At 40.9% G+C, this 25695-nt stretch carries 23 protein-coding genes and 1 pseudogene; 20 read left to right on the top strand and 4 right to left on the bottom strand.

The features are described from left to right. The first annotated feature begins 29 nt into the window (after window positions 1-29). The 9 genes from cutC (at window position 30) to ACLPIE_RS10265 (ending at window position 8612) form a co-directional block, all read left to right on the top strand. Entirely contained in the window at window positions 30-3461 is a 3432-nt protein-coding gene (cutC, locus tag ACLPIE_RS10225) for a choline trimethylamine-lyase (RefSeq protein ID WP_430261524.1), read from the top strand. Window positions 3462-3553: 92 nt separating this feature from the next. Beyond that, a complete protein-coding gene (gene cutD, locus ACLPIE_RS10230; protein ID WP_430261525.1) occupies window positions 3554-4504 on the top strand; it encodes a choline TMA-lyase-activating enzyme in 951 nt (316 codons plus the stop codon). A 13-nt stretch (window positions 4505-4517) separates the two neighbouring features. Further along, entirely contained in the window at window positions 4518-4955 is a 438-nt protein-coding gene (locus ACLPIE_RS10235) for a BMC domain-containing protein (RefSeq protein WP_430261526.1), read from the top strand. Further along, the gene (locus ACLPIE_RS10240; RefSeq protein WP_430261527.1) at window positions 4952-5596 is read left to right on the top strand and encodes a phosphate propanoyltransferase; all 645 of its coding nucleotides are present in this window, start codon (window positions 4952-4954) and stop codon (window positions 5594-5596) included. The genes ACLPIE_RS10235 and ACLPIE_RS10240 overlap by 4 nt, the downstream gene beginning before the upstream one ends. A 14-nt stretch (window positions 5597-5610) precedes the next feature. Beyond that, a complete protein-coding gene (locus ACLPIE_RS10245) occupies window positions 5611-6300 on the top strand; it encodes a hypothetical protein (protein ID WP_430261528.1) in 690 nt (229 codons plus the stop codon). 64 nt (window positions 6301-6364) lie between these two features. Then, complete coding sequence (locus ACLPIE_RS10250) at window positions 6365-6793, top strand: DMT family transporter (RefSeq protein WP_430261529.1); 429 nt, start codon at window positions 6365-6367, stop codon at window positions 6791-6793. Window positions 6794-6814: 21 nt separating this feature from the next. Continuing rightward, entirely contained in the window at window positions 6815-7141 is a 327-nt protein-coding gene (locus ACLPIE_RS10255; RefSeq protein ID WP_430261530.1) for a DMT family transporter, read from the top strand. 198 nt (window positions 7142-7339) lie between these two features. Beyond that, window positions 7340-7675, top strand: a complete 336-nt coding sequence (locus ACLPIE_RS10260; RefSeq protein ID WP_430261531.1) for a tRNA-binding protein — start codon at window positions 7340-7342, stop codon at window positions 7673-7675. A gap of 235 nt (window positions 7676-7910) precedes the next feature. Next, window positions 7911-8612, top strand: a complete 702-nt coding sequence (locus tag ACLPIE_RS10265) for a helix-turn-helix domain-containing protein (protein WP_430261532.1) — start codon at window positions 7911-7913, stop codon at window positions 8610-8612. Window positions 8613-8714: 102 nt separating this feature from the next. Here ACLPIE_RS10265 and ACLPIE_RS10270 read toward each other — a convergent pair whose 3' ends face one another. Both ACLPIE_RS10270 and ACLPIE_RS10275 read right to left on the bottom strand, forming a co-directional pair. Continuing rightward, a complete protein-coding gene (locus tag ACLPIE_RS10270) occupies window positions 8715-9122 on the bottom strand; it encodes a DUF2628 domain-containing protein (protein ID WP_430261533.1) in 408 nt (135 codons plus the stop codon). Between the two features lie 192 nt (window positions 9123-9314). Then, window positions 9315-9695, bottom strand: coding sequence for a DnaJ family domain-containing protein (locus ACLPIE_RS10275; RefSeq protein WP_430261534.1), 381 nt, complete (start codon window positions 9693-9695; stop codon window positions 9315-9317). Window positions 9696-10152: 457 nt separating this feature from the next. On the opposite strand from ACLPIE_RS10275, the gene ACLPIE_RS10280 reads away from it, so the two are divergent. Beyond that, a complete protein-coding gene (locus tag ACLPIE_RS10280; RefSeq protein ID WP_430261535.1) occupies window positions 10153-11724 on the top strand; it encodes an AbgT family transporter in 1572 nt (523 codons plus the stop codon). Window positions 11725-11829: 105 nt separating this feature from the next. Here the strand turns inward: ACLPIE_RS10280 and ACLPIE_RS10285 are convergent, their stop codons facing one another. Further along, window positions 11830-12147 carry an MGMT family protein gene (locus ACLPIE_RS10285; RefSeq protein WP_430261536.1) on the bottom strand — a complete coding sequence of 106 codons (318 nt, stop codon included), beginning with the start codon at window positions 12145-12147 and terminating at the stop codon, window positions 11830-11832. A gap of 763 nt (window positions 12148-12910) precedes the next feature. Between ACLPIE_RS10285 and ACLPIE_RS10290 the strand changes: the two genes are divergently transcribed. The 8 genes from ACLPIE_RS10290 (at window position 12911) to ACLPIE_RS10325 (ending at window position 24596) form a co-directional block, all read left to right on the top strand. Beyond that, a complete protein-coding gene (locus ACLPIE_RS10290; protein WP_430261537.1) occupies window positions 12911-13429 on the top strand; it encodes an Hcp family type VI secretion system effector in 519 nt (172 codons plus the stop codon). A 1155-nt stretch (window positions 13430-14584) separates the two neighbouring features. Beyond that, window positions 14585-16546, top strand: coding sequence for a type VI secretion system Vgr family protein (locus ACLPIE_RS10295; protein ID WP_430261549.1), 1962 nt, complete (start codon window positions 14585-14587; stop codon window positions 16544-16546). Window positions 16547-16555: 9 nt separating this feature from the next. After that, entirely contained in the window at window positions 16556-17551 is a 996-nt protein-coding gene (locus ACLPIE_RS10300; protein ID WP_430261538.1) for a DUF2169 family type VI secretion system accessory protein, read from the top strand. Between the two features lie 14 nt (window positions 17552-17565). Next, window positions 17566-22074 carry an RHS repeat-associated core domain-containing protein gene (locus tag ACLPIE_RS10305; protein WP_430261539.1) on the top strand — a complete coding sequence of 1503 codons (4509 nt, stop codon included), beginning with the start codon at window positions 17566-17568 and terminating at the stop codon, window positions 22072-22074. A gap of 12 nt (window positions 22075-22086) precedes the next feature. Then, window positions 22087-22782: a barstar family protein gene (locus tag ACLPIE_RS10310; RefSeq protein WP_430261540.1), complete on the top strand. Its 696-nt coding sequence runs from the start codon at window positions 22087-22089 to the stop codon at window positions 22780-22782. Continuing rightward, a complete protein-coding gene (locus ACLPIE_RS10315; protein WP_430261541.1) occupies window positions 22775-23269 on the top strand; it encodes a hypothetical protein in 495 nt (164 codons plus the stop codon). The genes ACLPIE_RS10310 and ACLPIE_RS10315 overlap by 8 nt, the downstream gene beginning before the upstream one ends. Before the next feature lie 308 nt (window positions 23270-23577). Beyond that, window positions 23578-24117 (top strand): hypothetical protein, encoded by a 540-nt coding sequence (locus tag ACLPIE_RS10320; protein WP_430261542.1) that lies wholly within the window; start codon window positions 23578-23580, stop codon window positions 24115-24117. A 35-nt stretch (window positions 24118-24152) separates the two neighbouring features. Then, on the top strand, window positions 24153-24596 hold the full coding sequence (locus ACLPIE_RS10325; protein ID WP_430261543.1) for a hypothetical protein: 444 nt from the start codon (window positions 24153-24155) through the stop codon (window positions 24594-24596). A 30-nt stretch (window positions 24597-24626) separates the two neighbouring features. Here the strand turns inward: ACLPIE_RS10325 and ACLPIE_RS10330 are convergent. Further along, a pseudogene (locus ACLPIE_RS10330) lies at window positions 24627-24827 on the bottom strand (integrase core domain-containing protein); the annotation flags it as partial. Here ACLPIE_RS10330 and ACLPIE_RS10335 point away from each other — a divergent pair. After that, window positions 24761-24937: a hypothetical protein gene (locus ACLPIE_RS10335; protein ID WP_430261544.1), complete on the top strand. Its 177-nt coding sequence runs from the start codon at window positions 24761-24763 to the stop codon at window positions 24935-24937. The pseudogene ACLPIE_RS10330 and the gene ACLPIE_RS10335 overlap by 67 nt on opposite strands. A gap of 12 nt (window positions 24938-24949) precedes the next feature. After that, window positions 24950-25414 (top strand): nuclease, encoded by a 465-nt coding sequence (locus tag ACLPIE_RS10340; RefSeq protein WP_430261545.1) that lies wholly within the window; start codon window positions 24950-24952, stop codon window positions 25412-25414. Window positions 25415-25695 lie beyond the last annotated feature (281 nt).

Raw genomic sequence — 25695 nt, forward strand, 5'->3', positions numbered from 1 at the left:
AACTAGAAAGAACATCAGGATAGGCTAACATGAATAAATATGCTTTGACCCCACGCGTAAAAATGCTGGCTGAACGCTTAAGTGCCCGCAATAGCTCAATTATTACTGAACGTGCCAATATTTTAGAAGCGCTTGGCAACCAACTGTCTGGCGCACCGCAGGCGATTAAACCTGCTCAACGTTTTTATGAATTTATCCGTCATTTTCCTGCGTTTATCGCACAAGATGAGTTAATTATCGGTAGCCAATCATCAACTCCTCGCGGTGCGATTTTCCATACTGAAAATGAAATCAATAGCCACAGTATTTATACCTTTTTAGCTGGCGATAGCACCGTTGATGCACCCGATTATTTAGCGGTTTTAAATATGGGTTTCTTGGCTATCAAAACACAGTTAGAGAACAAAGTTAGAAACATCGGTAGTGCAGTGAGTCGTAATAGTATTGATGAGGCTAATAATTGTCGTTCTGCAATTTATGCATGCGATGCCGCTATTCATTTTGCACAAGCTTTAGCATCTAAAGCTGAAAGTATGGCCGCCGTAGAGTCTAACCAATACCGTCGTGCGGAATTACAAGAAAGTGCAGCGATTTTACGTAATGTGCCGGCAAAACCTGCGCAAACCTTCAAAGAAGCTTGCCAAGCTTTCTACTTACTTCAATTGATCCTACATTTGGAAAATGGTAGCTATGCCGTTAATCCAATGGGCTTCGATAAAGCAGTATACCCATTCTACCAACGCGATATTGAGCAAGGCCGTTTAACTCACGCACAAGCTTATGAAATAGTGGAAAGTCTATGGTTGAAACTGGCTGAGCTTTCTGAAGTTCGCTCGACGAAGCAAGTCGATGGCTACCCCATGTTTGATGCATTAAAAGACGGTATTTATCTGAATGACCCTCGTGTCTGCATTAACGAATTATCAGCCATGATGTTATCCGCTAATGAAAACATCAGTGCCATCAATAATGGTTTGAAAGTTCGTTTATATTGTGGAAAAAACAGCGTTCAGCCGCAATATGCCGCACCAAATGCCAGCTATGTTGCACCAATGGCTCAAGCTGAAAATGAATTCAAAGTGATGGAAGGATTGACGCCACGTTTACAACGTTTGCGTAATCGCTACTTAGAAGCACGTCCAAGTGTGTCTATCTATCGCGCACTCGCCTTTACTGACGTCGTTAAAAATAACCCAGGTTTACCGCCAATTTTACTGCGTGCGAAAGCATTCCGCCGTGCATGTGAAACTGCACCAATTTTAATCCAACCTGAAGAACTGATTGTGGGACATCCATGTGGTAAAGCCCGTGCGGGTGCATTCTCACCGGATATCGCATGGCGTTGGGTAGTCGAAGAGCTCGATACTATGAGCACTCGCCCACAAGACCCATTTGTTATCTCTGAAGAAGATAAAAAAGTGATCCGTGAGGAAATCGCTCCATTCTGGGAGGGACGCTCTTTAGATGAAATTTGTGAAGCGCAATACCGTGAAGCGGGAGTATGGGAATTCAGTGGTGAAACTTTCGTCAGTGATTTGTCTTATCACCAAATTAACGGTGGTGGTGATACCTGCCCTGGCTACGACGTGCTGTTATTCACCAAAGGAATGAATGGTATTAAGGCAGATGCTCAGGCGAAATTGGCAGAGCTGAGCATGGAAAACCCAGACGACATTGACCGCATTTATTTCTATAAAGCGTCAATTGAAACCTGTGAAGGGGTAGTGGCTTATTCACACCGCATAGCCGCGCACGCTCGTGAACTAGCCATGCTTGAATCAGACCAAAAACGTCGCGAAGAATTGCTCACTATTGCTCAGGTCAATGAAAATGTACCCGCAAACCCACCAGTGACATTACAAGAAGCGCTACAGAGCATTTGGACTGTCGAGTCTTTATTTGAAATCGAAGAAAACCAAACCGGTCTTTCTCTGGGGCGCCTCGACCAATATTGCTTACCAATGTACGAGAACGACATCAAAACAGGCCGCTTAACCCAAGACCAAGCATTAGAAATGATGCAGGCATTCATCATCAAGTGTGCTGAGTTAATGTGGATGTCAAGTGAGCTAGGTGCGAAATACTTCGCAGGTTATCAGCCATTTATTAACTTAACGGTGGGTGGGCAAAAACGCTCAGGCGGTGATGCATGTAACGACCTAACCTACTTAATTATGGATGCGGTTCGCTTTGTGAAAGTGTATCAGCCATCGCTGGCTTGCCGTATTCATAACCAATCACCACAGAAATACATGGAAAAAATCGTTGATGTCGTGAAAGCCGGTATGGGCTTCCCTGCATGTCACTTCGATGATTCCCACATCAAAATGATGTTGCGTAAAGGCTTCGACTTTGAAGATGCGCGTGATTACTGCTTGATGGGTTGTGTCGAGCCGCAAAAATCAGGCCGTATTTACCAGTGGACTTCAACGGGTTACACCCAATGGCCTATTGCGATTGAGTTCGTATTAAACCGCGGTCGCATGGTGTTATTCGATAGCTATCAAGGTTTAGATACCGGTGATTTACGTGACCTGAAAACATTCGAAGACTTTGATAATGCAGTGAAAGCGCAGATAGCACATATTGTTCGCTTATCAGCTATCGGCACAGTCATCAGTCAGCGTGTACACCGCGATGTGGCTCCAAAACCATTGATGTCCTTGCTGGTGGAAGGTTGTATGGAAAAAGGCAAAGACGTTGCAGCGGGCGGGGCGATGATCAACCACGGTCCTGGATTGATTTTCTCTGGTCTAGCGACCTATGTTGACTCCATTGTCGCTATTCGAAAATTAGTTTATGAAGATGGCCGCTATACCCTTGAACAAATCCGTGATGGCTTATTAGCCAACTTTGAAGGCTATGATGAGCTACGCCGTGACTGCTTAAATGCGCCTAAGTTTGGTAATGATGATGACTATGTTGACCAATATGCGCTGGATATTACGGAGTGGACAGAGCGTGAGTGCCGTAAGTACGACATGCTGTATTCCACATTGAGTCATGGAACTTTATCCATTTCCAACAACACGCCAATTGGAGAATTAACCGCTGCGAGTGCCAATGGTCGCTTGGCGTGGATGCCGTTATCCGATGGGATCAGCCCAACACAAGGTGCGGATAAGCAAGGCCCAACTGCCATCATTAAATCAATCAGTAAAATGAATGTTGAAACGATGAATATTGGTATGGTGCATAACTTTAAGTTCTTAAAAGGCTTATTGGATACACCGGAAGGTCGTCATGGCTTAATCACCTTACTGAGAACCGCATCTATCTTAGGAAACGGGCAAATGCAGTTTAGTTATGTTGATAACGAAATGCTGAAAAAAGCACAGCAAGAGCCTGAAAAATATCGTGATTTAATTGTTCGTGTCGCTGGGTACAGTGCGTATTTCGTTGAGCTTTGTAAAGAGGTTCAAGATGAAATTATTAGTCGTACTGTGATTGAGAAATTCTAAATCAACCTTGGCGGGTATGGCTTCATACCTGCCATTTCATACCGGCTATTTCATAACAACAATAATAAATTTTGAACTGATTTTAGAGGTGCATGATGAGCGCGGCAGAGATTAAAGGTCGGATATTTAATATTCAAAAATACTCGATTTACGATGGCGATGGTATTCGAACGCTGATTTTCTTAAAAGGATGCAATATTCGTTGTCCGTGGTGTGCAAATCCAGAAGGGTTAAGCAGTCAGTTTCAAGTGATGTTTTCCCATGATAAATGCGTCAACTGTGGAAAATGCGTCGATGTTTGCCCTACAGGTATTCACTATAAAACCATTAATGAGCATGGTGAACAAATTCATCGTGTGAATCGCAGTATTGATTGCATTGGTTGCCGTAAATGTGAAGAAGTGTGCATTGCGGATGCTTTAGACATTATGGGGAAAGATGTCACTGTAGCCGAAATGATGGAAATCATCATGCAAGATTATGATTTTTATATTTCTTCCGGTGGTGGTGTGACAATCGGTGGTGGTGAAATGAGCCTACAAACCGATTTTGCCGTTGCGTTACTGCGTGAGTGTAAAAAAATGATGATCAATACAGCGGTTGAAACCCAAGGTACGACCTCGTTAGCGAATTATGAAAAGTTAGCTGAAGTTGTCGACTTGTTCCTCTATGACATTAAACATATCGATACAGCGCAGCATAAAAATTTATTCGGCATTGGCAATGAAAATGTTCGGCGCAACCTCGAAAGGCTGGTGGATCTCGGTGCTAACGTGGTCGTTAGAATGCCGATTGTTCGTGGCTATAACGACTCCTTTGATGCCATCACGGGTGCGATTAACTATGCGATGGAATTGTCCAAACGCGGCAATGTAAAACGCATCGATATTTTGCCTTATCACCAGTTGGGCCGTGGTAAATACGACAAACTGGATATGATTTATCCCGTTAAACAAGACCCAACCTATAGCGCGGAAGAATTAGATCAACTTGAGGCATTCTTCAAACAATTTGATTTCGATATTCGACTGGTTCGTCACTAAGTAGGAGAGACAGATGAAAAGTTTAGGCGTAATTGAAACTCGGGGGCTGACATCCGCCATACAGGCTGCGGATGCGGCATGCAAAGCGGCCAGTGTAGAAATTATAGGCTATCGGAAAATAGGTTCTGGACTGGTATCCGTTTGTTTTCAAGGGGAAATTAGTGCGGTTCGTACTGCGGTTGACCACGGCATTGAGGTAATTGCGAATAGCCAATTATTAGTCGGTTCATTGGTGATTGCGCGTCCTGAAGAAAGCGTGATCAGTAAACTGCTTACCGTGAAAAGTAAAAAAGGTGAATTAGAGAAAAGTATTCAGCCAGAAGTCAAAGTAGAAAAGTTAATGGAAAAAGCGGCTATGGAAACCAACGCTGAATCGCCAGTGGCTGAAGTAAAAACCGATATTCATGGCAAAGATATCAAAAATGACCCACGTAAAGGGAAAAAATCATGATGAATGAGCAATTGATGGGGAAGATACTTGCTCGGCTTTGTGCATACACACCGGCACAAGGTGGTGTGGCTAACATTGCTATCCCTGTCGGAATATCTAACCGCCATGTTCACCTTTCACAACAGGACGTTGAAGCATTGTTTGGTCAAGGTTATCAACTCACGCCATTCAAAGATTTAAAACAGCCAGGGCAATTTGCGGCGAAAGAATGTGTCATGGTGGTTGGGCCAAAAGGGTCAATTAGCAAAGTGAGAGTATTGGGGCCGGTTCGCCCAAAAACACAGCTTGAAGTGTCTAAAGCAGATTGTTTTGCCCTTGGTATTAAAGCTCCTGTTAGAGAATCAGGGGATTTAACGGGGTCTGGTAACGCGTTACTGATTGGACCTGCGGGGCATGTCAATCTTGAGTCACAAGTCATTTGTGCTCAGCGCCATATTCATATGAGTGTGATGGATGCGAGATCCTTAAATGTGATAAATGGACAAAAGGTGAATATCCGTACAGAAGGTGAGCGTAGCTTGATCTTCGATGAGGTTGTTGTCAGAGTCGATGAGCGGTTTTCCCTTGAGTTTCATATTGATACTGATGAGGCAAATGCTGCGGGATTACGTAATAACGATAGCGTATTCATTGCGGGTTAAGGGATGGTGGCAAAATGAACGAAAAACTGATTGAACAAATAGTACAGCAAGTTTTACGTCAGTTGCAGAGGCAAGTTTTGGTTGTGTTATCCCCTGTTGAAGGTTATCAGCAAGCAATTTATCAAAGGTTGGCGCAGCTAGACTCAGTCTCTTTTTCCTTTTATGCCACCGCATCAATGCTTCAGTCTTCACATATTGAAAAATGGGCTAAGCTAGGACGTGTTATCAACAAAAGTACATTATCAATAAATACGTTAAGCTGCTATGGCTGCTTATTTTTACCTTTTATTGATGTCAAAGGGATTAGTGAGATTGCCAATGGTTTATTGGTGAGTGAAGAAAGCGAATTGGCGCTGCATGCATTATCACAAAACATACCAATATTCGCATTGAAATACCATTGTTGCCCTGAAAGTGAGTTAAGCCAGATTTTAGGTTTAAATAAAAATGAAAATTATAATCGTCTGATTAAAGAAAATATTAGTAAAGCAATTAAGTTAGGTATTCATTTTGATTCATTAAATGAAATAGAAAATAAACTTTTAACTAATGTTTTTTCTGAAGATTTAAAACCTGAAATAAATAATGAAAATCCAAATCGCTATATTACTTTAAAAGAAGTAATGAATAACCCTAGGGGGTATTGTGCGAATGACAATAAATTAACGGATTCTGCAATCGATTATTTAAAGTCTTTGAAATAACAAAGTAATTTAATCTAATTAGAAATTAACTTTAATCTTTCTATTCATTGTAGGAGTATTATCTATGTCCCCTAAAGCAAAGTCATGGCTTTGGATGCTGGCGGTTATTATTTCTGAAACCTCAGCAACATCGACCTTAAAAATGTTTGATAACAGTGAAGGTATGACTAAATCATTATTATTGGCATTAATCGTTGTGCTGTATGTTATTTGCTATTATTCACTTTCTCGTGCAGTTAAATATATTCCTGTTGGTTTGGCTTATGCGACATGGTCAGGTACGGGGATCTTAATGGTTTCTACTCTTGGGATGCTATTTTACGGCCAACATCCAGACACTGCGGCGATTATCGGTATGGCCGTAATTGCTTGCGGTATTGTGATCATGAACCTATTCTCCAAAATGGGCTCAGATGATCCAGAAGAAATAGAACAATCGAAAGAAGAAACTGAATCTTCATTATTATCAGCAAAAAATAAAACAGCGCATTAATTCAAAGCTAAGGGGAATATTATGTTTACTGGCTTTTTATGGTTAGCACTTTCTATTGGCTCTGAAATAACGGGCACCTCGATGATTAAAAAGACAAATAGTTTTAGTAAGTTGGCTCCATCGGTATTAGTGATTATTGCTTATTGCTTGTGTTATTTCGCTTTAACACGTGCAATGGGGTATATCCCAGTTGGTATCGCTTATTCATTATGGTGTGGGTTTGGTATTGTGGGTGTCACATTAGTTTCTATGGTTTTATATAAACAAAAGCCAGACTTCCCTGCTGTATTTGCAATGGGGCTCATCATTACAGGTGGGATCATTATGAATACGTTCTCAACCATGTAGTCAACTTATAGGTTACAGCTGCACTCTTTCTTTCATTTATTATTTTGCCCTCATACTGTGATTGTGAGGGCTATTTTTTGCTTATCATCTTAGCTAAATGATGGTTTGGCTATATAAAATGACGTTCTAGCGATAAAAAGCAAAATCTATTTTATGTTAATTTATAACACATAAGTAATTTAATTTAGGAATGGATTTATGCAAATTATTGAATGGGATGATTTTACCCGTGTTGAAATGCGTGTTGGAACCATTATTAGTGCACAAGTCAACAGTAAAGCCAAAAAGCCGGCCTATGTGATGGAAGTTGACCTAGGAGAATTGGGTATTAAACGCTCTAGCGCCCAGATCACCGTTAATTATACACCAGATGATTTGATTGGTAAGCGAGTATTGTGCGTGTGTAATTTTGAGGTCAAACGGATTGCGGGAATTAAATCTGAGGTATTAATTACAGGGGCGCCTGATGAAACGGGGGCGATTGTCCTTGCTGAATTTAATTTGCCTCTGCCGAATGGTGCGCTTTTAGCCTAATGCTCGCCATACCTCGCTTTATCGCGTTGTTGCCTTCGTGTATTAACCCTAGTCACATACTTACCTTTGTTTCTAGGGACTCATTTGCTTGCCGCTTAGCGATAAACGAATTATTTAGAATATATAACGCGTTTGTTATATTTCCCTTCCTCAATCGGTGGTATGTTGGTATCACTGCCATTTATCAGTAAAAAGGTTATACTGCTGCCAACTGTATCAGTAGGAGTGTAACCTTTTGCGATTACCTGAGCTTCATTTTCGCCAATACTCAGACGAAGTCATTTCTCATCAACATGATGGGCAGTGGCAACTCGTTTTGTCGTTATCTGGCCAAATGGAAATCAATATGCATCGGCAGCATTTTTTACTCAATGCAGGTAAAGGGATGGTGATCCCACCGAGTGTTAATCATGCTTTTAGTGGTCAGGTTGGAAATCAAAACTACGTATTAGAAATACCTGCTACAGCACAGTGGGCATTGAATGAAAAAATGACGCAATTTACTCTGACCCCTGCCGCAGTAGGCCTTTTGAGTTGGTTGCGAAGTTTTCCTCAAGCTCCCGAGCATAATTTTACTGTTGCTCGTTTGTTATTGGCTCAGCTAACACCTGAAAATAAATGGATTAATGAGGTTTCTCAATGGGTGGAACTACGTTTACACCATCCTATTAGTTGTGAAGATATGGCGACAGCTTTTTGTATGTCAGTAAGTACGCTTCAACGCAAAATAAAAGCAGAAACGCAATTGACGGCTATGCAATTCGTGTTGCAAAAACGCATGGAAGCAGCGGGGAGATTATTATTAACCAACATCTCAATAGAACAGACCGCATTAGTGGTGGGCTATGAATCACACTCTGCATTTAGTCATGCATTTCGCCAATTTTATGGAAAAACACCGAATGAATATCGTGTGCAATGTGTTCATTTGAGGTAGATTATTAACGGTTGGTTTGGTTTTTATATCATGTATCTAATTTTCATCATGCTGAGATAAAAATTAGCCACCATTAAAGTCGCCAATTTTTATCTTCTATAATTACACCATGCGCATCCCTTCGAGTGGATTCCAACCATCTAACCCTTTAGTTTCTTTAAGATAGTAGTTGTAATTAGCGAGCATAGCCCACATAGCGGAAATACCGACTGAAAGTCCATTATAAACGCCATCAGGGAAAGACCAGCCAGTTAAACCATCAATAATCGTGACGAGGATTGCTATCCCTAAACTCACACCCAGTAGAACTAGCCCCTTTTTCCACAAACCTAAAATTAAGAAATAAATTAAGCCAAAGAAAAAGGCAAAAAAGTTCATGTTAATTAAAAGACGTTGACCAAACGATGCTGTTTTTAACGCAGTTTTGAATTCTGGTGTATTAGGGGCTCCATGTTTATCATAAAAATCGAAACGTTTTTGCCATTTATTAGAATATTGTTTTTGTTCCATTTTCTAAACCTATTAAATATAAAATAAGAATTGATAATACTTGGATATTTTCATAAATACAGAGGTAAATAATCTTAATATGAATATGGTAAGGCTTACTTAATTAAGGACTAAACGAGAAAGATAAAGGTATAAAAAAACATAAAGTAAACTGGCGATATATTCGTTTTTCAGAGATTTTTTTAGCAAATATTATTTTACATTTGATTTATTGGCTATTTGTTCAGAAATGGCATCTGCATAATGACTATGTAAAAAATCGGTGTTTACATTGGCTTGCTTGAGTTTGAGCTCAAGTAACGCTAATTGCTGACTTAGCGATGCATAATTGGGGTCATCCAGAGAGAGCCCTTTTAGCATATGGCTAAGTGTTAGAGCATCTTTCCTTTGTTGCAATTCGGCAGGTAAATAGCCTGAATTTTTTAATAGTCTGTACCCAGCTCTGAGTTCAGGCGGAACCAAGCTATCATCTTCAAGTTGTAATGCTTTTCCTTCTCCATTTAAATTTGAAAGTTCCCCTTTACTTAGAGCTTCTTGAATATAGCGTTCTGCCCAAAGATCAATAACTGACATGATAATAACTCCATGAGTTGATTTTCTCACATTATAGCTGTCCATGTTAGTGGAAACAAAGTCAGTATATTATTCTTTATTGGTATTGTTATTCCGAATAATAAACAAGGTTTTATCGAATGTTTATAAATAAGGGGTTAGCTGTTTATATAAAATAAAATCGCTAAAAATTGACATATATTTAGTGATAAGTAATGAAAAATAGTCATGAATAATGTTTAAATTGTTACATTGACCACATTTATTGAAATTGATTTTGCGTGTTATTTTCGGATTTAATTTTTATCTTTTTTTAAATTTATGAAACTAATAACTAATAAAAATAAATAAAATCCAATTATGTTGATTTTTATGTCTAATTTGTGTGAATTTTGTTGATTTGGAATTATCTATTTGTAAATAGCAAAAAGGAAAAACATTGTGTAATGTCCATTTTTCTTGTTTATAAGGAGAAAATATGGAACAAAAAAAGCAAGATGGCAGCCGTTTTTTACGAACGGTTGAGTGGCTAGGCAATGCGCTACCACACCCAGTCATTTTATTTATTATTTTGATTGCGATTTTATTAGTTTCCTCAGCAATTGGTCAGTATTTTGGTGTGAGTGTACCTGACCCTCGTCCAGAAGGGGCAAAAGGGCGAGCAGAAGACGGCATCATTCACATTGTCAGTTTATTGGATGCCGAAGGAATTCGAAAAATTATCGCTAATGTTGTAACAAACTTTACAGGGTTTGCACCATTAGGAACGGTATTAGTGGCTTTATTAGGGGTTGGTATTGCAGAGCGAGCAGGTTTACTTTCTGCCGCTATGCGCTTGGTTGTAACCAAAGCCCCTCGGAAATTAACCACGATGGCTATCGTGTTTGCAGGGATCATGTCAAACACTGCGGCAGAATTGGGGTATGTGGTGCTTATTCCACTGGCTGCCATTATTTTCCACTCATTAGGTCGTCATCCTTTAGCCGGTCTTGCTGCTGCATTTGCTGGCGTTTCAGGTGGTTATTCAGCAAACTTATTATTAGGTACCGTTGATCCGTTACTTTCGGGTATTACTCAGCAGGCTGCACAAATCATTGATCCTACGTATATCGTAGGCGCTGAAGCAAACTGGTACTTTATGTTTGCTAGTACATTTTTAATTACTCTTTTGGGTTATTTGATCACCGAAAAAATTGTAGAGCCACAGCTGGGTCCCTACACGGGTGGTGCAGTTGATGAAGATGAAAATAGCCTCTATGCATCAGCCAATGTCACTCCGCTGGAGAAAAAAGCTTTATTTTGGGCTTCTATCACTTTTTGGGGATTAGCCGCGATATTGGCATTGATGGTGGTGCCAGAAAGTGGAATATTGCGTAATCAAGATACAGGGTTAGTCAGTAACTCGCCTTTCCTAAAAGGCATCGTGGTCTTCATTTTTGTTTTCTTTGCTATTCCTGGGATTGTGTATGGTTATATTGCGAAAACAATGCGCTCAGATAAAGACATTGTTGACGCAATGGCAGGGGCAATGAGTACACTCGGTTTATACCTTGTTATTATTTTCTTTGCAGCGCAATTTGTGGCCTTCTTTGGCTGGACGAACATTGGGCAAGTCATCGCAGTTAAAGGTGCTAATTTCTTAAATAGTATCGACCTTCATGGCGGTGTTCTATTTATTGGCTTTATTCTTATCTGCGCTTTTATTAATTTAATGATAGGTTCCGCATCTGCTCAATGGGCAGTCACCGCACCTATCTTCGTACCAATGTTAATGTTGGCAGGCTATGCCCCCGAAACTATTCAAGCGGCGTACCGTATTGGGGATTCAGTCACCAATATTATTACGCCAATGATGAGCTACTTTGGACTGATCATGGCGATAGTCGTTAAATATAAGAAAGATGCAGGTATCGGGACATTGGTGTCGATGATGTTGCCTTATTCGATTATTTTCCTAATCGGTTGGTCATTGTTCTTCATTGTCTGGGTATTTGTCTTGGGTATTCCAGTTGGCCCAGGTTCCCCGATTTATTTCACTCCGGGAAGCTAGCTATTCTACAAGGTATAGTCCGTCTCAAAGAGGATTATACCTTTTGCGGAATCATAATATAGACCAAGGCATTATTCTTTTATTTGTCATGCTAGTACGTTAAAACTAATCAAACCCTTCCCACAAATAGTCTTGTAATTTTATTTTATCATTCAAATTAAAAATAATACCTTCATCCATGAGGGCTTGCTTATGGCGTAGATAGCATTCGCCTTTGACTGATAACTTTCCTTGACCATTAATGATACGGTGGCAGGGTAGGGTGCTATCCGCAGGGATAGTTCTAATAGCTTGGCAAACTTGACGCACATGAGCAGGATAACCTGCCATTTTAGCCAGCGTTCCATAAGTCACGACTCTACCGCTAGGAATACTTCCTATGAGGCTATAAATAATATCTCGAAAAGATGGTACGCTATTCATGGTTATTGCCTCAATTACGATGAGTATTTATCAATTTAAATATATAGGTGTAGGCGATATTGGTCATTATTTTATTCTAAGCTTATTCAAGATGGGGGAACACCCTATATAAACGTCTACGTGAATATTAACGCCTCCTAGTTAGAAATAACCAAATATGTCATTCAGGATAAATAGATTGTCGATGAATTTGAGGCCTCACAAAGGATACATTCTCTGTCATTATTTGATGAATATCTCATGGTTTAAATTGAAAATAACAGCTTAAATTATAGAATAATTCGTAAAATGACTAAGTGTAAAATATATCGCCAATAAATTTATTTTAACAGTTTAATTATCTGGGTTATTTCAGGGCATATTCTGCTCAAACAGATAAAAATCGATTTCATGAAGTTTATTTCAATTAAATCAATTAATTAAAATAATTTTTAATTAATAACATTTGGTTACATAGTTTATTTCTATGTACATTAGAACTTACTGGGCTCATCGTAGTTTGGTGCGTTTTTTGTTCGATGATTATTCTGATATAATTCATTTGAAGTGTTTTAACTGGCATTATATATCGATATTTCAACCAGTTTACGCTAAGTCACTTATCCTAGAGAGATACAAAAAAGTCATCAGGTTTACAGTCCCTTCATCCGCTTTTATTATCCTTAACGCAAATCTTACCGTGCGCACTGGCTGAGATAATGGAAATTAATAGGTAGAACTATTTACCTAACTCAACTCATTATTATTGATAAAGGACATCGCTATGCCAACTCCATGTTATATCGCTATTCAAGGCAAAACCCAAGGTAACATTACCGCGGGTGCATTTACCCCAGATTCAGTGGGTAATATCTACGTTGAAGGTCATGAAGACCAAATGTTGGTGCAAGAGTTTTCTCACGTTGTGACTGTGCCGACTGACCCACAATCTGGTCAGCCTTCCGGTCAACGTGCGCACAAACCATTTCGTTTTACCGTAGCGTTAAACAAAGCGGTTCCGCTGCTGTATAACGCCTTAGCGTCGGGTGAAATGCTGCCGAAAGTGGAACTGAAATGGTACCGCACCTCGGTTGAAGGCAAGCAAGAGCATTTCTTCACCACCACACTGACCGATGCGACGATTGTTAATATCGATTGCCAAATGCCGCACTGCCAAGACCCGGCAAAAGCGGACTTCACGCAGCTAATTGAAGTGTCACTGGCCTACCGTAAAATTGATTGGGAGCACACCGTTGCAGGCACATCTGGTGCTGATGACTGGCGTGCACCGCTCGAAGCGTAAGAAATATAAATTAGTAGGTATTGTTACAAGCCTCACATGACGCGAGAACTTTATTCGCGTCATGCTTCAGAAGAAATAAATAAGGAAGTAAGAGATACCTTTCAAATCAATTATTTTTCTTCATTGTACCTTATTTCAATCTTTTAATGACAATGCATAAACGTGAAGGTTTCTTTGATGAATGACAAAAAATCACATACCGATAAGGCCGATATTGCTTCTGAGGGATTAGAGGGGGGCTGCGATACCTTTAATTCGATAGGTGACATTTTGGCAGACGTATCCCCAGAAGCTGAAACTGCAATGAAATCAGTAGGTATTGCAGCAGGGGTTGCTAGATCAAGTGCAAAAGTTATCAGTAAAGTAATGGATGGGAGCGTTAACGAGAATCCAGCTGAAGTCGTTAGTGATGGATTAGGTGGTGCTAAAGATTTAACAGGTTCAGTTGGTGAACTTGTTGGAGAAGTATCCCCTGAGGCAAAAACTGCATTAAAATCAGTGGCGGTCGGAGTTGGTGTAGCCACAACTATTGCCAGTATGTTTAAGGTATCAAAAGAGCAAAAAATAAATAAGAAAAAAGATGAAGAGATAGAAGAATTAAAAAAGGATGTTGCTGATTTAAAAAAGGTTAATTCACCAACCAGTGGCTCATCTTCAACACAGAGCCAAACATCAGCAACATCGAATGCGGCAAGTTCGGCGACAACCTCAACTTCAGGTGCATCATCCGCACCAACCAGTGGCTCATCTTCAACACAGAGCCAAACATCAGCAACATCGAATGCGGCAAGTTCGGCGACAACCTCAACTTCAGGTGCGTCATCCGCACCAACCAGTGGCTCATCTTCAACACAGAGCCAAACATCAGCAACATCGAATACGGCAAGTTCGGCGACAACCTCAACTTCAGGTGCGTCATCCGCACCAACCAGTGGCTCATCTTCAACACAGAGCCAAGCATCAGCAATATCGAATGACGATAACAAAGGCTCCCCAAAAGCAATCATTGACCCAGCTTCCATTGTTAAAGATGAAGCGGTAAACCAAATTAAAAATAACGTGCAATCTCAAGTCAATAAGTTGGTGTCCAGTAAAGCCCAAACAGCGGCGGCATTTGTACAGCAAGGTGGGGCTTTGGCATCAACCGCGGCATCCATGACAACTCAGGCGACATCGCAATTAAACAGCGTTGCCAATAATCCACTCATTCCCGGCGGTGGGTTCGGTGGCGGCATGAAACTCGGTGGTGGGCACACTTTTTCAGAAAGTCAGGCGTTACAAGCTGCTCATGGGGCATTATTAGATGCATTAGGCATGAGAAGTTTGGAAAGTGGCTTGGTATTCACCTGCTCGATTGCTGGGCTACCGGATGAGACCTTTCAAGTCACCGAATTTAATTTAACAGAAGGGTTATCATCGTTATTTTCCCTTTCGATTAGTGCGGTCAGTGCCTTACCGTTTATTGATTTTCAGCAACACCTTGGCGTCGCCTCATCTTTAACCGTCAAGCGTGATGGTGTTCAAGTCCGTAAAGTGAATGGCATTTTAGCCGGGGCAGTTCAAGGAAACACGGATGGCGTGAAGACGTGGTATCACTTTGATATTCGCCCTGAAATGTGGGTCATGACCCTCAATCAAGATAGCCGTATTTTTCAAAACCAAAATGTCCCGACGATATTAAAAACCTTGCTGGATGAAGCGCATGTGAAGTCGGACTGCAAATTTTACCGTGAGGATTTACATCCCGAACGGATTTACACCACCCAAAAGCGCGAGTCTGCGTTTGATTTCTGGTGTCGCCTTGCCTTTGAGGAAGGGATTAACTTTTGGTTTGAAGAAAACCAATTATTTTACAGTGATGAACACATGGGGATGACGGCAGGGATTTACCTGACGTATAACCCCCAAGCGGATACGGATATCAGTGACAGCACCGCCATGACATGGCAATACGGTGAATACCTGTGTGTGGATGAAACTATTCATAAAGACAATAACTTTATTCGCCCCTCTTACCCCCTCAAACATGAAAATAAAGTGGAAAATGGCGGGCAGCACAGTGTCTTTGAAAGTTACGGCCGCTTCCAATTGGATGACGAAGGTAAACCACTGACCCAAATCCGATTTGAACAGTTGCGTAATGGCAGCAAGGTGGGCAATGCCACAACGAACTGTTTTGCCCTGATGCCGGGTAAAATCTTCACGCTATCGAACCACCCGCACCTACCAATGAATGACAGTTGGCAGGTAATTAGCGTCAGCCATCATGGCGTGCAACCTCTGGCAGACAATGGCGGCGGCGAAGGCACCCAGTTGTCGAACAGCGTGTCCTTTATCCCCGGCACGCAAGAGTGGCGCCCACCTTATCGTTATAAACCAACCGCGGATGGGGATGAAGTTGCGACTGTCGTGGGTCCTCCGGGTGAAGAAATCTATGTGAATGAACACGGGGCAGTGAAAGTGCACTTTCACTGGGACAGACGGGGCGAGCCTGACCACAGTGCCTCGTGCTGGGTGCGTGTTGCGATGGGGTGGAGCGGCGGTGGCTACGGTTTTTCTGCGGTACCACGCATCGGAACGGTCGTTCAAATCAGTTACCTGAATGGCGATATCGATAGGCCGATTATTACGGGTTGTACTTACGATGGGCGCAATGCGACCCCAATCAGTTTTCCTGAAAACAAAACCCGCACTACGTTTCGGACGAAAACCCACAAAGGGGATGGGTTTAACGAACTGCGTTTTGAGGATGAAAACGGCAAACAGGAAGTGTTTATACATGCCCAAAAGGACATGAATACTAAAGTGTTGAATGACCGCACCACACACGTATTGCATGACCATGCGGAAGTGATTGATAACAATCAAGCCATGCGGGTGAAAGGCAATCGCACCGAAAATATTGATAAAGATAATACGGAAACGGTGGGGCAACACAAGCGCATCACGGTGGGGAATACCCTCTCAATCAATGTGGGTGATGTGATTGAGCTACGTTGTGGCGCAAGTGTTCTGCGTATGGACAGTGGCGGTCATGTCACGATTAATGGCACGGAATTTACGTTTAATGCATCAGGTCCTGTGCAAATTACGGGTAAAGATGTGGACATTAACTGAGGTCTTTTCATGTTAGCTCAAGTGATAAATAAAACGCCGTTTCCCCATTTTGCGTTTGAAAAGCTCGGTTATATTAATGAGCACTGGTTTACTGTCGTTATCAAGGCAACGTGTGATATTAATCCCACAACAAACCATTGTGAGTTTTCTGATACGCAATTGCCCGTTGTGATGGCTGATAAATACCGGACTACACCCGAAAATAGCAGCTTATTAGTCGAAACGGATTTAGTGTCCCATAAACCGCGAGGGGAATTTTATCTAACGGGGACTGCACGTGCGCTCGAAGGGCAAGCAGTCCCTCAGTGGGAAAGTGGATTTACCCTTGGTTCACTCAATAAGCAACTAACCTTGAGTGGACCGCGTTATTGGGCATACCAAGATACATGGCGACTCACAGAGCCGTTGCCGATTGCGGCATTGCCGCTAATTTATGAGCATGCATTTGGTGGTCACTATGAGAATCAAGCTTATCCCGATAATCCGATAGGGTTAGGCTGGTATGACGCGACAAAATTCAATACATCTGAGAAATATGCGGCACCGCAAATCACCTATTCACAACTAGACAATGAAATTGGAGCTACTTTCCCCGTTGCGGGGTTTGGCTTATATAGCCGATGGTGGCAACAGCGGCTGCAATATGCGGGAACGTATGATGATATGTGGCTCAATGAAACTCGCCCTTATTACCCTGCTGATTTTAAACGTGATTTTTTAATGGGGGCGCCTGTTGACCAACAGCAAGTCTATTTTAAGGGGGATGAAACTCTCACGTTAAAGGGGGTATTTGCTGAAAATCCCGTAGTCATGCTCTCCTTACCGAAAATCGGTTTTTTAGCAGAACAGCAAGCGCCAGAACAAGCCAGTGAATATCATCAACTCAATCTTGATACTGTGCATGTGTCATTAGATGAGCGAAAACTGTATTTGACATGGCGTTACAGTCAATTGGCTTTACAGGCAGGGACAGTGCTGCAATTAAATGCTTACAAGCTACCATAAGGATAATGTCAGGCATGAAAAAAGTCGTCGGAAATAAAAATGGGGATTATTGTGTTGTCTCATCAGGGCCTGATGTCTGTAAAGTAGGTAATAGTGTCGTTCCCTTTGATAGCTATCAGCAATTAAGTTCAGAGCAGTCGTATGTCAAAAGTGTTCGTGTCAATGGCGTGCCGACGTTAACCGTCGGGAGTATTATTAAAGGCACTCAGAGTAATGCGGGTTCGGGGATTATTTCGGGCACAAGTCAAGGCAGCGGAGATTGTATTATCACCAGCGGTTCACCAACGGTGCGTTTTTGTGGTAATGCGGCGGCGTATCACGGTTCTGATGTGCTGATGAATAACGGTAATGTACCGGGGCTGCTGTATACCGTTGAGAAAGTGTTGGATATTGCAAAAGAGGCTGCACTAATTGACGGAGATAATATAACAGGGTCGGTAGATTCAAAATCAAATTCTTATTTTAAATCAATAGTTAGTACGATTAGCGACATCAATGATGCACAGAACATGATGACTATCGGGGTGATGAGTCAGCTTTATAATAACCGAGCCTCAGATATAGAATTTTTTGCGGAACAATTTAATAAAAGTTCTGCTGCAAGCATTCAATCAGCGGCGTATGGCCCCGCCACATGGGGTATGTCAAAAGAAGGCAAAGCCGAATATAATAAAGCGGTAATGGGGGTTGCTCAAGGCATACGTGAAAAAGAAAATCCTATAAAAATTCCTAGAGTTGAAATTGATGAAGGATTTGAACAAGTTGGTGCTACCGCAGAAACGGCTGCTGAATTGGTTACTGGCGTTGCGGCAGTTGCTAAATGGTTTAAAACAGGTGTTAAAGCACTACCTCGATTCTTTAAAAAAGAAGCACCCACGACAAAAAATACAACGCTTGCCACGCCCCCTAAAAATGAGCAAATAGTCAGTACCAACAAACCCGATGGGCCTGCAAGTAGCGCCGTGTGTAAGCTCGACCCAGTAAATGTGGCTACAGGGGATTTTATCCAGGTTTGGCCCGTTCTCTCATTACCTGGACTACTACCAGTTCAATTACAAAGAAGTTATCGTTCAACTGCTTCGCAAACAGGGTTGTTTGGTGCAAAATGGGCCGACAACTGGTCAACTCGCATAGATATTACAACTGGTGAGTTAGTTTATTGGAATGAAGAAGGAACATCTATCACGTACCCCGTGCACAGTGAGTCCTTAAATATTCGTCATTCTCACTATGCTCATGCACTCTTGTCGGGTGAATTAGACGGTGAAATCACGCTGTTCGATAACCGCACTCAACTGACTCAGCATTTTAATCACCTTGATGGGCAAATTCGCCGATTATCGGCCATTACGGACAATAACCAGCAACGTATTGATTTTCACTATGATGATGAACACCGATTAACCCTCATTACCCGTAATGGGCAAGCCTTATTACGTTTGGAATACCAGCAACATCAACTCCAGACTATCTCGTTAGTTGATTCAGCAATGACGCAACCTTTAGTGACGTGCCAGTATGATGAACAGGGGTATTTAAGCGAATGTGATGCTTTCCAGCAAAACCATTTGTGGCACGAATATTCTCCTGAAGGGTATATGACCCGTTGGTATGATACCGACCAAACGGATTACTACCTTGAGTATGACGAACAAGGACGAGCCGTCCGCAACCACTCCCCATCAGGTTATTGGTGCGGTGGATTTATCTATGATGATATTCATCGCATGACCACCTTCTATGATAATGAAGGCGGGCAATCTTATTATTACTACAACGATGCGGGGCTGGTGACCCATGCCATTGACGCGTTAGGGCGAGAAACCGTAACAGAGTGGGAAAATAATCTCAAAATCAGTGAGACCAATGCCTTAGGGGAAACGACCCGTTATCTTTATCATTATGACGGTAACTTAGCCCAAGTTATCTATCCCGATGAGCGCTCAGTTGAATATCACTATAATGCGCGTGGACAACTCATTGAAATGGTGTCCCCGACTCATGATACTTGGCAATTAGATTACGACCCCCAAGGCAACCTAACAACCCTCACAGACCCCCAAGGTCAAACGCAAACTTACGAATACAGCCAACACGGTGAGCTGCTCAAAGCCATTCAACCCAATGGGGCGCAGTGGCAATATGAATACAATGATAGCCATCAATTAATCAAAACAACCAACCCGTACAAAAACAGCACAGAATATCAGTTTGATGAACTGGGGCGTTTGCAAGAATATACCGATGCCCTAAAACACACCACCCGCTATCGTTACAGTTCAGAGCATGCAGGCGTCAATGGCAGCGTCAGCGATATTTTGCTGCCGGATGACGCGCATCAACACATTGAATATGACAGCGAACGCCGTGTGGTTGCCGTCACGGACGGTGAAGGCAAAATCACCCGTTATCGTTATGGTCCCTTTGATTTACTGCTGGCGATGGTGCGTCCCGACGGCACTGAAATTCAATTTGAATATGACTCGTTGACCCGCCTGAAAGCGGTCATCAATGCCACTGGGGAACGTTATACCTATGAACGCGATATTGCGGGGCAGATAATTCGAGAAACGGATTTTACGGGGCGCATTCAGGAATATCGCTATGACCGTCTGGGGCGTCGTACTGCGACGCGCTACCCCGATAATCATGAATTACGTTGGCGTTATGATGTTTCAGGGCTGATTACAGAACAAAGTGAGTGGCTCGATAATGGCATTGAAAACAAATGCCTCTCGGTGACGACGTATGAGTACAACGCACGTTTACAATTGGTGAAAGCCACCAACCCCGATTCAGTGGTTGAATTTGACTATGATGCACAAGGGCGTTTAACCTGTGAGCGAATCAATGGTCAAGAAATCAAACATGATTGGGACAGCGACCATTCGACGTTAACACGCACCGCTTTTGGTGACCGTGAACTTCATTATGCCTTTGGGCAACTCGGCGAATTAACCTCTCTGCAAATCAATCAGCATGCGCCACTGCAATACAGCTACAATGCAGTTGGGCAAGAGTATCTTCGCCGCAGTGAGGCGGGGTTTGTCAATTCAAGCCATTACACGGCCACCGGATTACTCGCCCATCAACGGGCAGGACGGGGCAGTGAACATTTCTTACAATCACTGCAACATAACCCGCATCAGCCGCCATTTTGTACCGATGTGCACCGTTCGTATCAATACGACCGCGCACACAATGTGGTGGGCATCGAGGATGACCGCTGGAAGCAAACCACCTATCGGTATAACGCGAACGACCAAATCACTGAGGCCCAATACAGTAACCAAATTGGCAATCGTGATGAAAAGTTTCTTTATGATGCGAACTTAAACCTCACCGAGCACATGACATTGCCGTCGGATGCGCAAGGGGCGATGTTGCAGTTATTCCAGCAACAACAAGCGGGGCGTGTTACACGGCGGGATACGGCAAGGGGCTATCAGCTTTACCACTACGATGTAAACGGGCGGCTAGAGAAGAAAATCGTTCATGAACAGGGTTACCGACCGAGAGAATGGCGCTATCTGTGGAACACACAAAACCAACTGACCGCGTGTTTCACACCTAAAGGGGATTGTTGGCGCTATACCTATGATGCGTTTGGCCGACGGCTGAGTAAAACGCAAACCGTGGATAGCCAAGCGGCGCATGTTAATCCACGGTTTCCCCAACTTAAGCCCAAAGTGACGGCATGGCACTATTTGTGGTCAGGCGACCAAATGGTGGAGGAAACGCCAATTTATGCCGATGGAACACCGGCTTATGATTCACAAATTCAATGGCTGTACGAGCCCGGTGCTGTCACACCGACCGCCCGTTATCAAAATGGCAAATTGCACTATGTGGTGACCGACCACCAAGGCACGCCGCGAGAGATTTTCACGGAAGCAGGCAGGGCGAGTTGGGCAGGGCGCCTGAATACGTGGGGGCAGATGCAATTTTGGCAATCCCGCGATGGCCTTGCTGACAATGACCCAACTTATACCGAATGCCACTTCCGTTTTGCGGGCCAATATGAAGACCGAGAAACGGGCTTGTATTACAACCGCTTCCGCTATTATGATAAGGATAACGGGCAGTATATCTCCCCCGATCCGATAGGGCTATTGGGTGGATTGAATCCGTACGGGTATGTGCATTGTCCGGTAGGGTTTATAGATCCGTTTGGGTTAGCGGGTGATTGTTGTAATGAGCTTACTGGTACACTGAAAAGCTCACCTAAAACAAATCCACCTAAACCTCATCAGCTTGAAGCTATGAATAAAGCTATAAATGATATCTTTAATGGAAAAGGTATACCAAGAATTGACCGACAAACAGGAACTCAAACTATATTCCAAGGTAGAGGAAATGCAGCTCAGGCGAGATGGAAAGGTGCATCAGAGTGGGAGGTTATCCCTGGGAATAATGATCTTAGAATACTTACAAAAGACTTAGGTAATGGTAAAACACAGGTTGGTTTTAGTAATGACCATTATGATAGGATATTTGACGTTATTATCAAAAAAACAGAATGATGAGGAACTATAATGAATGGCGAATATAAAATATTTAATAGTTCTGATGAGTTGATTTTGTCTTTTAGTGACTTAATCGAGTGTTATGATTATACTGGAAGAGGAGAAAGATGTTCTTATTCCTTTATCGGCATAAATGAAAAAAAAATAAATATAAGCAGGGATATACCTTATTATCTTCAAAGTGATTTGTTCGAAGGTAGATTGGATTTTTATTTTAATATAAATGAATTTCAGTTAGTTAATAATGGATTACTGTTGAATATGAATGTTTCATCTGGAATGTATAAATTTGGTGCGCTATCAATACTTGATTTTTATTTAAATAGTAAGGATCGGATTTGGTTAGATATGAAGGGGATAGCTAAAAAAAATTATATTTCAGCTAGTTATTTGAAGAATGGATTCCAAAAGAAGATTAAAAATAATGATATCATTTTTCATGGCAAATACATACATGACTACTACTCATTCTATTGTGAGTTAGGGTATTCTATTTTTGGCAGCTATGGATATGTAGGTAATAATCTTAATGCATTATATGATATACTGAATGATACTATCGAAAAAAAGAGGGACTTAATTTGGAAAGATAGTGAGTTATCATTTAAGGCTATAGATAATAGTATGCCTGCCGATTACTCTCAGGCTTCTTCAGAAGATATGTTGTCATTACTGGATGACTTTTTTAATATAATATATGAATAACTTATATAAAAAACATTCACCTTTACTTGGATTACATGTTCCGAGTGACTGGTTAGTTGTTAAAAATAATATGTATGATGTTGCACCTGAGATATTAAACTTACCTCATACTGAAGATGAATTATTTTTAATAAAAGATACTTTCTTTGAAAATGATATTTTTATATCAAAATCAAACCTACCAATATCAACAAAAAAAATAGCAATATCAATAGTATCCATATTTGCTAGATTACAAGAAAATTTTAATGACAAGAATCACATTTATTGTATTTATGATATAGAGTTATCATTAATCTTAGATGATAAGGAGTTTTCATTCACTAATGAATATGGTGCAACAAATCGATTTGATGCAGCAAAAATAGCGTCTGAATATATGATTATCTTTACACAATATATTATGCCAAATTTAATTTCAGGTGAAAAACTCACCCAAAATCTATTTGAATCATATATTAGAGCAGCTTATGAAGAAAGAAATTAAGTTTTAGGTTCATTTTAATAACCAGAAGATCATCCAATCTTCTGGCTTCTTCGTTTTTAAGAGCCGCCCAGTTTACCCTTTAGCCGCTGATATACTCTGCCATCAACTCGCGCATGGTGTGCCGTATGGCAGTTAGCTGCGCTTGCTGTTGTTGGTTCTGCTGCTTGATGCTTCGAATGTCTTCGCTGTCGGGGATTAACACCAAACAGCCGTTTAAAATCTTCACCGTGAACGTGAAAATGGTAGAATCACTGTACCCATGGAAACGCCATAGAAAACTGTTGTTTTGTATTCGGATGAGAAAGTGTATGAAAAAAAGATTTATAATAAGCATGATGGCGATTTTTCTATTCGGATGTGACGATAAAAATAACCAGCTTAGTGAGCTATCAATTAGTCAAACAGCCCAGTTTAATGGCGTTAAACAGAGTAATCTTATCAAGTTTAATGGGGATAAAAATAGTAAAATTAGTGATTTCAATGGGGATTATACTTGCGAGATCAGCTTGAGTATGAACCATTTAGCCATTCTAAATAGAAATAAGAATGTATTTCCGTCTGTAGTGACTCACGCTAGATTAATGGTTAAAGATGGTGTTATGACAATTTATGGCATGCAACACGGTGATTATATTAGTCATAAGATGACCGTATCAGCACCTTACATTGATGAGGCTGGTCGAATATTTAAGTCAGAGGTTCAATTAGAGTATAAAAATGACTATATGAAAGAAGATTTTTCAAAAAAATATGGTATTGCAATGATTTCAGAAAGATACCTAGTGGGTAAAAGATTTATGCAACAATTTACGAATTGTAAATTAACTTACAATGAATTACACCATTAACACGTAAATTAAATTTGATAATGTATGGAGAACTTATGATTAAACGATGGATTGTAGCTGTCTCAGTAGTGTTTATGTTTGCTTGTAAGGATGGTAATTCTGAATATATAGAAGGAAATTACATTTGTCAGATAGGTTCTTTATTTAATGCTATATCACATGATAGAAAAGGTGATTTTACTTTCCCTTTTGGAGCAAGAAGCACAGAAGTAAGTATTAAAAATAATGCAATGATGGTGAGCGGGATGGATATTGGTTCTTATGTTGGTCATACTATGACTCAGCAGCATAATAAGAAAAAAATAACAAGCATTAAGGATGTTAATGTTCAGATCGATGTTGGTGATTTTTTATATGATGATGGTATGAGTATTGAAGTTTTTTCACCTAAAAATAAAAAAGTCAGTCTTTATTCTGTTGATGTTTTTTCTAAAAAAACTACATCGATGCAATTATTATCAAACTGTAAAACGAAATAGGTTTCTTACTTAATGTTCTGCGCAACTAAATCAGGACACTTTTCTTAAGGAATTTTGTTCATACTCAATGCGGGGCAGATCACCGTTGGCAGTATGAAGCCTTTCTTGGTTGTAATAGCGCATATACGCAGTAACATCTTCTTTCATCTGTTTACGAGTCAGCTGTGGAATTTTCAGGATCCAATCGTGCTTTAAGCTACCAAAAAATCGTTCTACAACGGCGTTATCCCAACTATAAAGGTGATACGATCATTCACCACCATGTTGATTTTGTCCAATATGCGATTCCTGTACCAAGCTCTACTCATGTTGGTAGTGGCGGTATATGGCATACAAAATAAAGAGGGTTCATTGTGTTGCTAACATTAGAAGAAATACGTGAGCAATTAGATTATAAATTTTCTCCATTAGGTAGTGATTTTGATGATTTAAGATTATTGAAACGTGATCAGCCATTACTGAATCTTAAGTCGTCAGAGGAACAGCTGAATATTTCATTTCCTGAAAAATTTTCTTCATTTTTAGATAGCTATAATTTGGATAATTTTTCGCTATGTAATATCTCATTTGGCAATGGCTCTGATTACCTTAATATGTTAGTTAGCATAAATGATAGAGATAATATTAATAAATGGTGGACTGGACAAAATAGACCTACTGAATTTATTGTTATAGCAATATCAGATCCTTATACAATCCTTCTAAATGTTGATACAGGTGAGGTTTTTTCTATGACAAGTGAGTCATCAATGGACAATTTTGAACAAATTGTATCTGATTTTGTATTATTTTTAGGGGACTTGGTACGCTTTTTATAAATAAAGAATCTCCGATAAAAATAGCAAAATTAGTTTCATCTCAATCTATTGAATTTTGGGATGAATTATCCAACCAATAGAATAAATTGAATGGCCAGAAGACCCCTTCAATCTTCTGGCTTCTTTTTTTTAAGAGCCGCTCAGTTTACCCTTTGTAAGCGCTTAATGAACCAGTAAAGCTTTACTCAACCTCACTGATTTCTACGTTCCATGGCATGAGATCCGACACATCATCTTTCGGACTTCGTTTTGGTAACTCGGTAAACAGGTGTTGGAAGTAA

Source organism: Providencia sp. Me31A, from assembly GCF_050487165.1.
In the GTDB taxonomy this organism is placed as follows: domain Bacteria; phylum Pseudomonadota; class Gammaproteobacteria; order Enterobacterales; family Enterobacteriaceae; genus Providencia.

Bases quoted from the DNA above. Each gene is read 5' to 3' on its own strand.
- cutC (WP_430261524.1), top strand. From the start codon at position 30: ATGAATAAATATGCTTTGACCCCACGCGTAAAAATGCTGGCTGAACGC.
- cutD (WP_430261525.1), top strand. From the start codon at position 3,554: ATGATGAGCGCGGCAGAGATTAAAGGTCGGATATTTAATATTCAAAAA.
- ACLPIE_RS10235 (WP_430261526.1), top strand. From the start codon at position 4,518: ATGAAAAGTTTAGGCGTAATTGAAACTCGGGGGCTGACATCCGCCATA.
- ACLPIE_RS10240 (WP_430261527.1), top strand. From the start codon at position 4,952: ATGATGAATGAGCAATTGATGGGGAAGATACTTGCTCGGCTTTGTGCA.
- ACLPIE_RS10245 (WP_430261528.1), top strand. From the start codon at position 5,611: ATGAACGAAAAACTGATTGAACAAATAGTACAGCAAGTTTTACGTCAG.
- ACLPIE_RS10250 (WP_430261529.1), top strand. From the start codon at position 6,365: ATGTCCCCTAAAGCAAAGTCATGGCTTTGGATGCTGGCGGTTATTATT.
- ACLPIE_RS10255 (WP_430261530.1), top strand. From the start codon at position 6,815: ATGTTTACTGGCTTTTTATGGTTAGCACTTTCTATTGGCTCTGAAATA.
- ACLPIE_RS10260 (WP_430261531.1), top strand. From the start codon at position 7,340: ATGCAAATTATTGAATGGGATGATTTTACCCGTGTTGAAATGCGTGTT.
- ACLPIE_RS10270 (WP_430261533.1), bottom strand. From the start codon at position 9,122: ATGGAACAAAAACAATATTCTAATAAATGGCAAAAACGTTTCGATTTT.
- ACLPIE_RS10275 (WP_430261534.1), bottom strand. From the start codon at position 9,695: ATGTCAGTTATTGATCTTTGGGCAGAACGCTATATTCAAGAAGCTCTA.
- ACLPIE_RS10280 (WP_430261535.1), top strand. From the start codon at position 10,153: ATGGAACAAAAAAAGCAAGATGGCAGCCGTTTTTTACGAACGGTTGAG.
- ACLPIE_RS10285 (WP_430261536.1), bottom strand. From the start codon at position 12,147: ATGAATAGCGTACCATCTTTTCGAGATATTATTTATAGCCTCATAGGA.
- ACLPIE_RS10290 (WP_430261537.1), top strand. From the start codon at position 12,911: ATGCCAACTCCATGTTATATCGCTATTCAAGGCAAAACCCAAGGTAAC.
- ACLPIE_RS10295 (WP_430261549.1), top strand. From the start codon at position 14,585: ATGACAACTCAGGCGACATCGCAATTAAACAGCGTTGCCAATAATCCA.
- ACLPIE_RS10300 (WP_430261538.1), top strand. From the start codon at position 16,556: ATGTTAGCTCAAGTGATAAATAAAACGCCGTTTCCCCATTTTGCGTTT.
- ACLPIE_RS10305 (WP_430261539.1), top strand. From the start codon at position 17,566: ATGAAAAAAGTCGTCGGAAATAAAAATGGGGATTATTGTGTTGTCTCA.
- ACLPIE_RS10310 (WP_430261540.1), top strand. From the start codon at position 22,087: ATGAATGGCGAATATAAAATATTTAATAGTTCTGATGAGTTGATTTTG.
- ACLPIE_RS10315 (WP_430261541.1), top strand. From the start codon at position 22,775: ATGAATAACTTATATAAAAAACATTCACCTTTACTTGGATTACATGTT.
- ACLPIE_RS10320 (WP_430261542.1), top strand. From the start codon at position 23,578: ATGAAAAAAAGATTTATAATAAGCATGATGGCGATTTTTCTATTCGGA.
- ACLPIE_RS10325 (WP_430261543.1), top strand. From the start codon at position 24,153: ATGATTAAACGATGGATTGTAGCTGTCTCAGTAGTGTTTATGTTTGCT.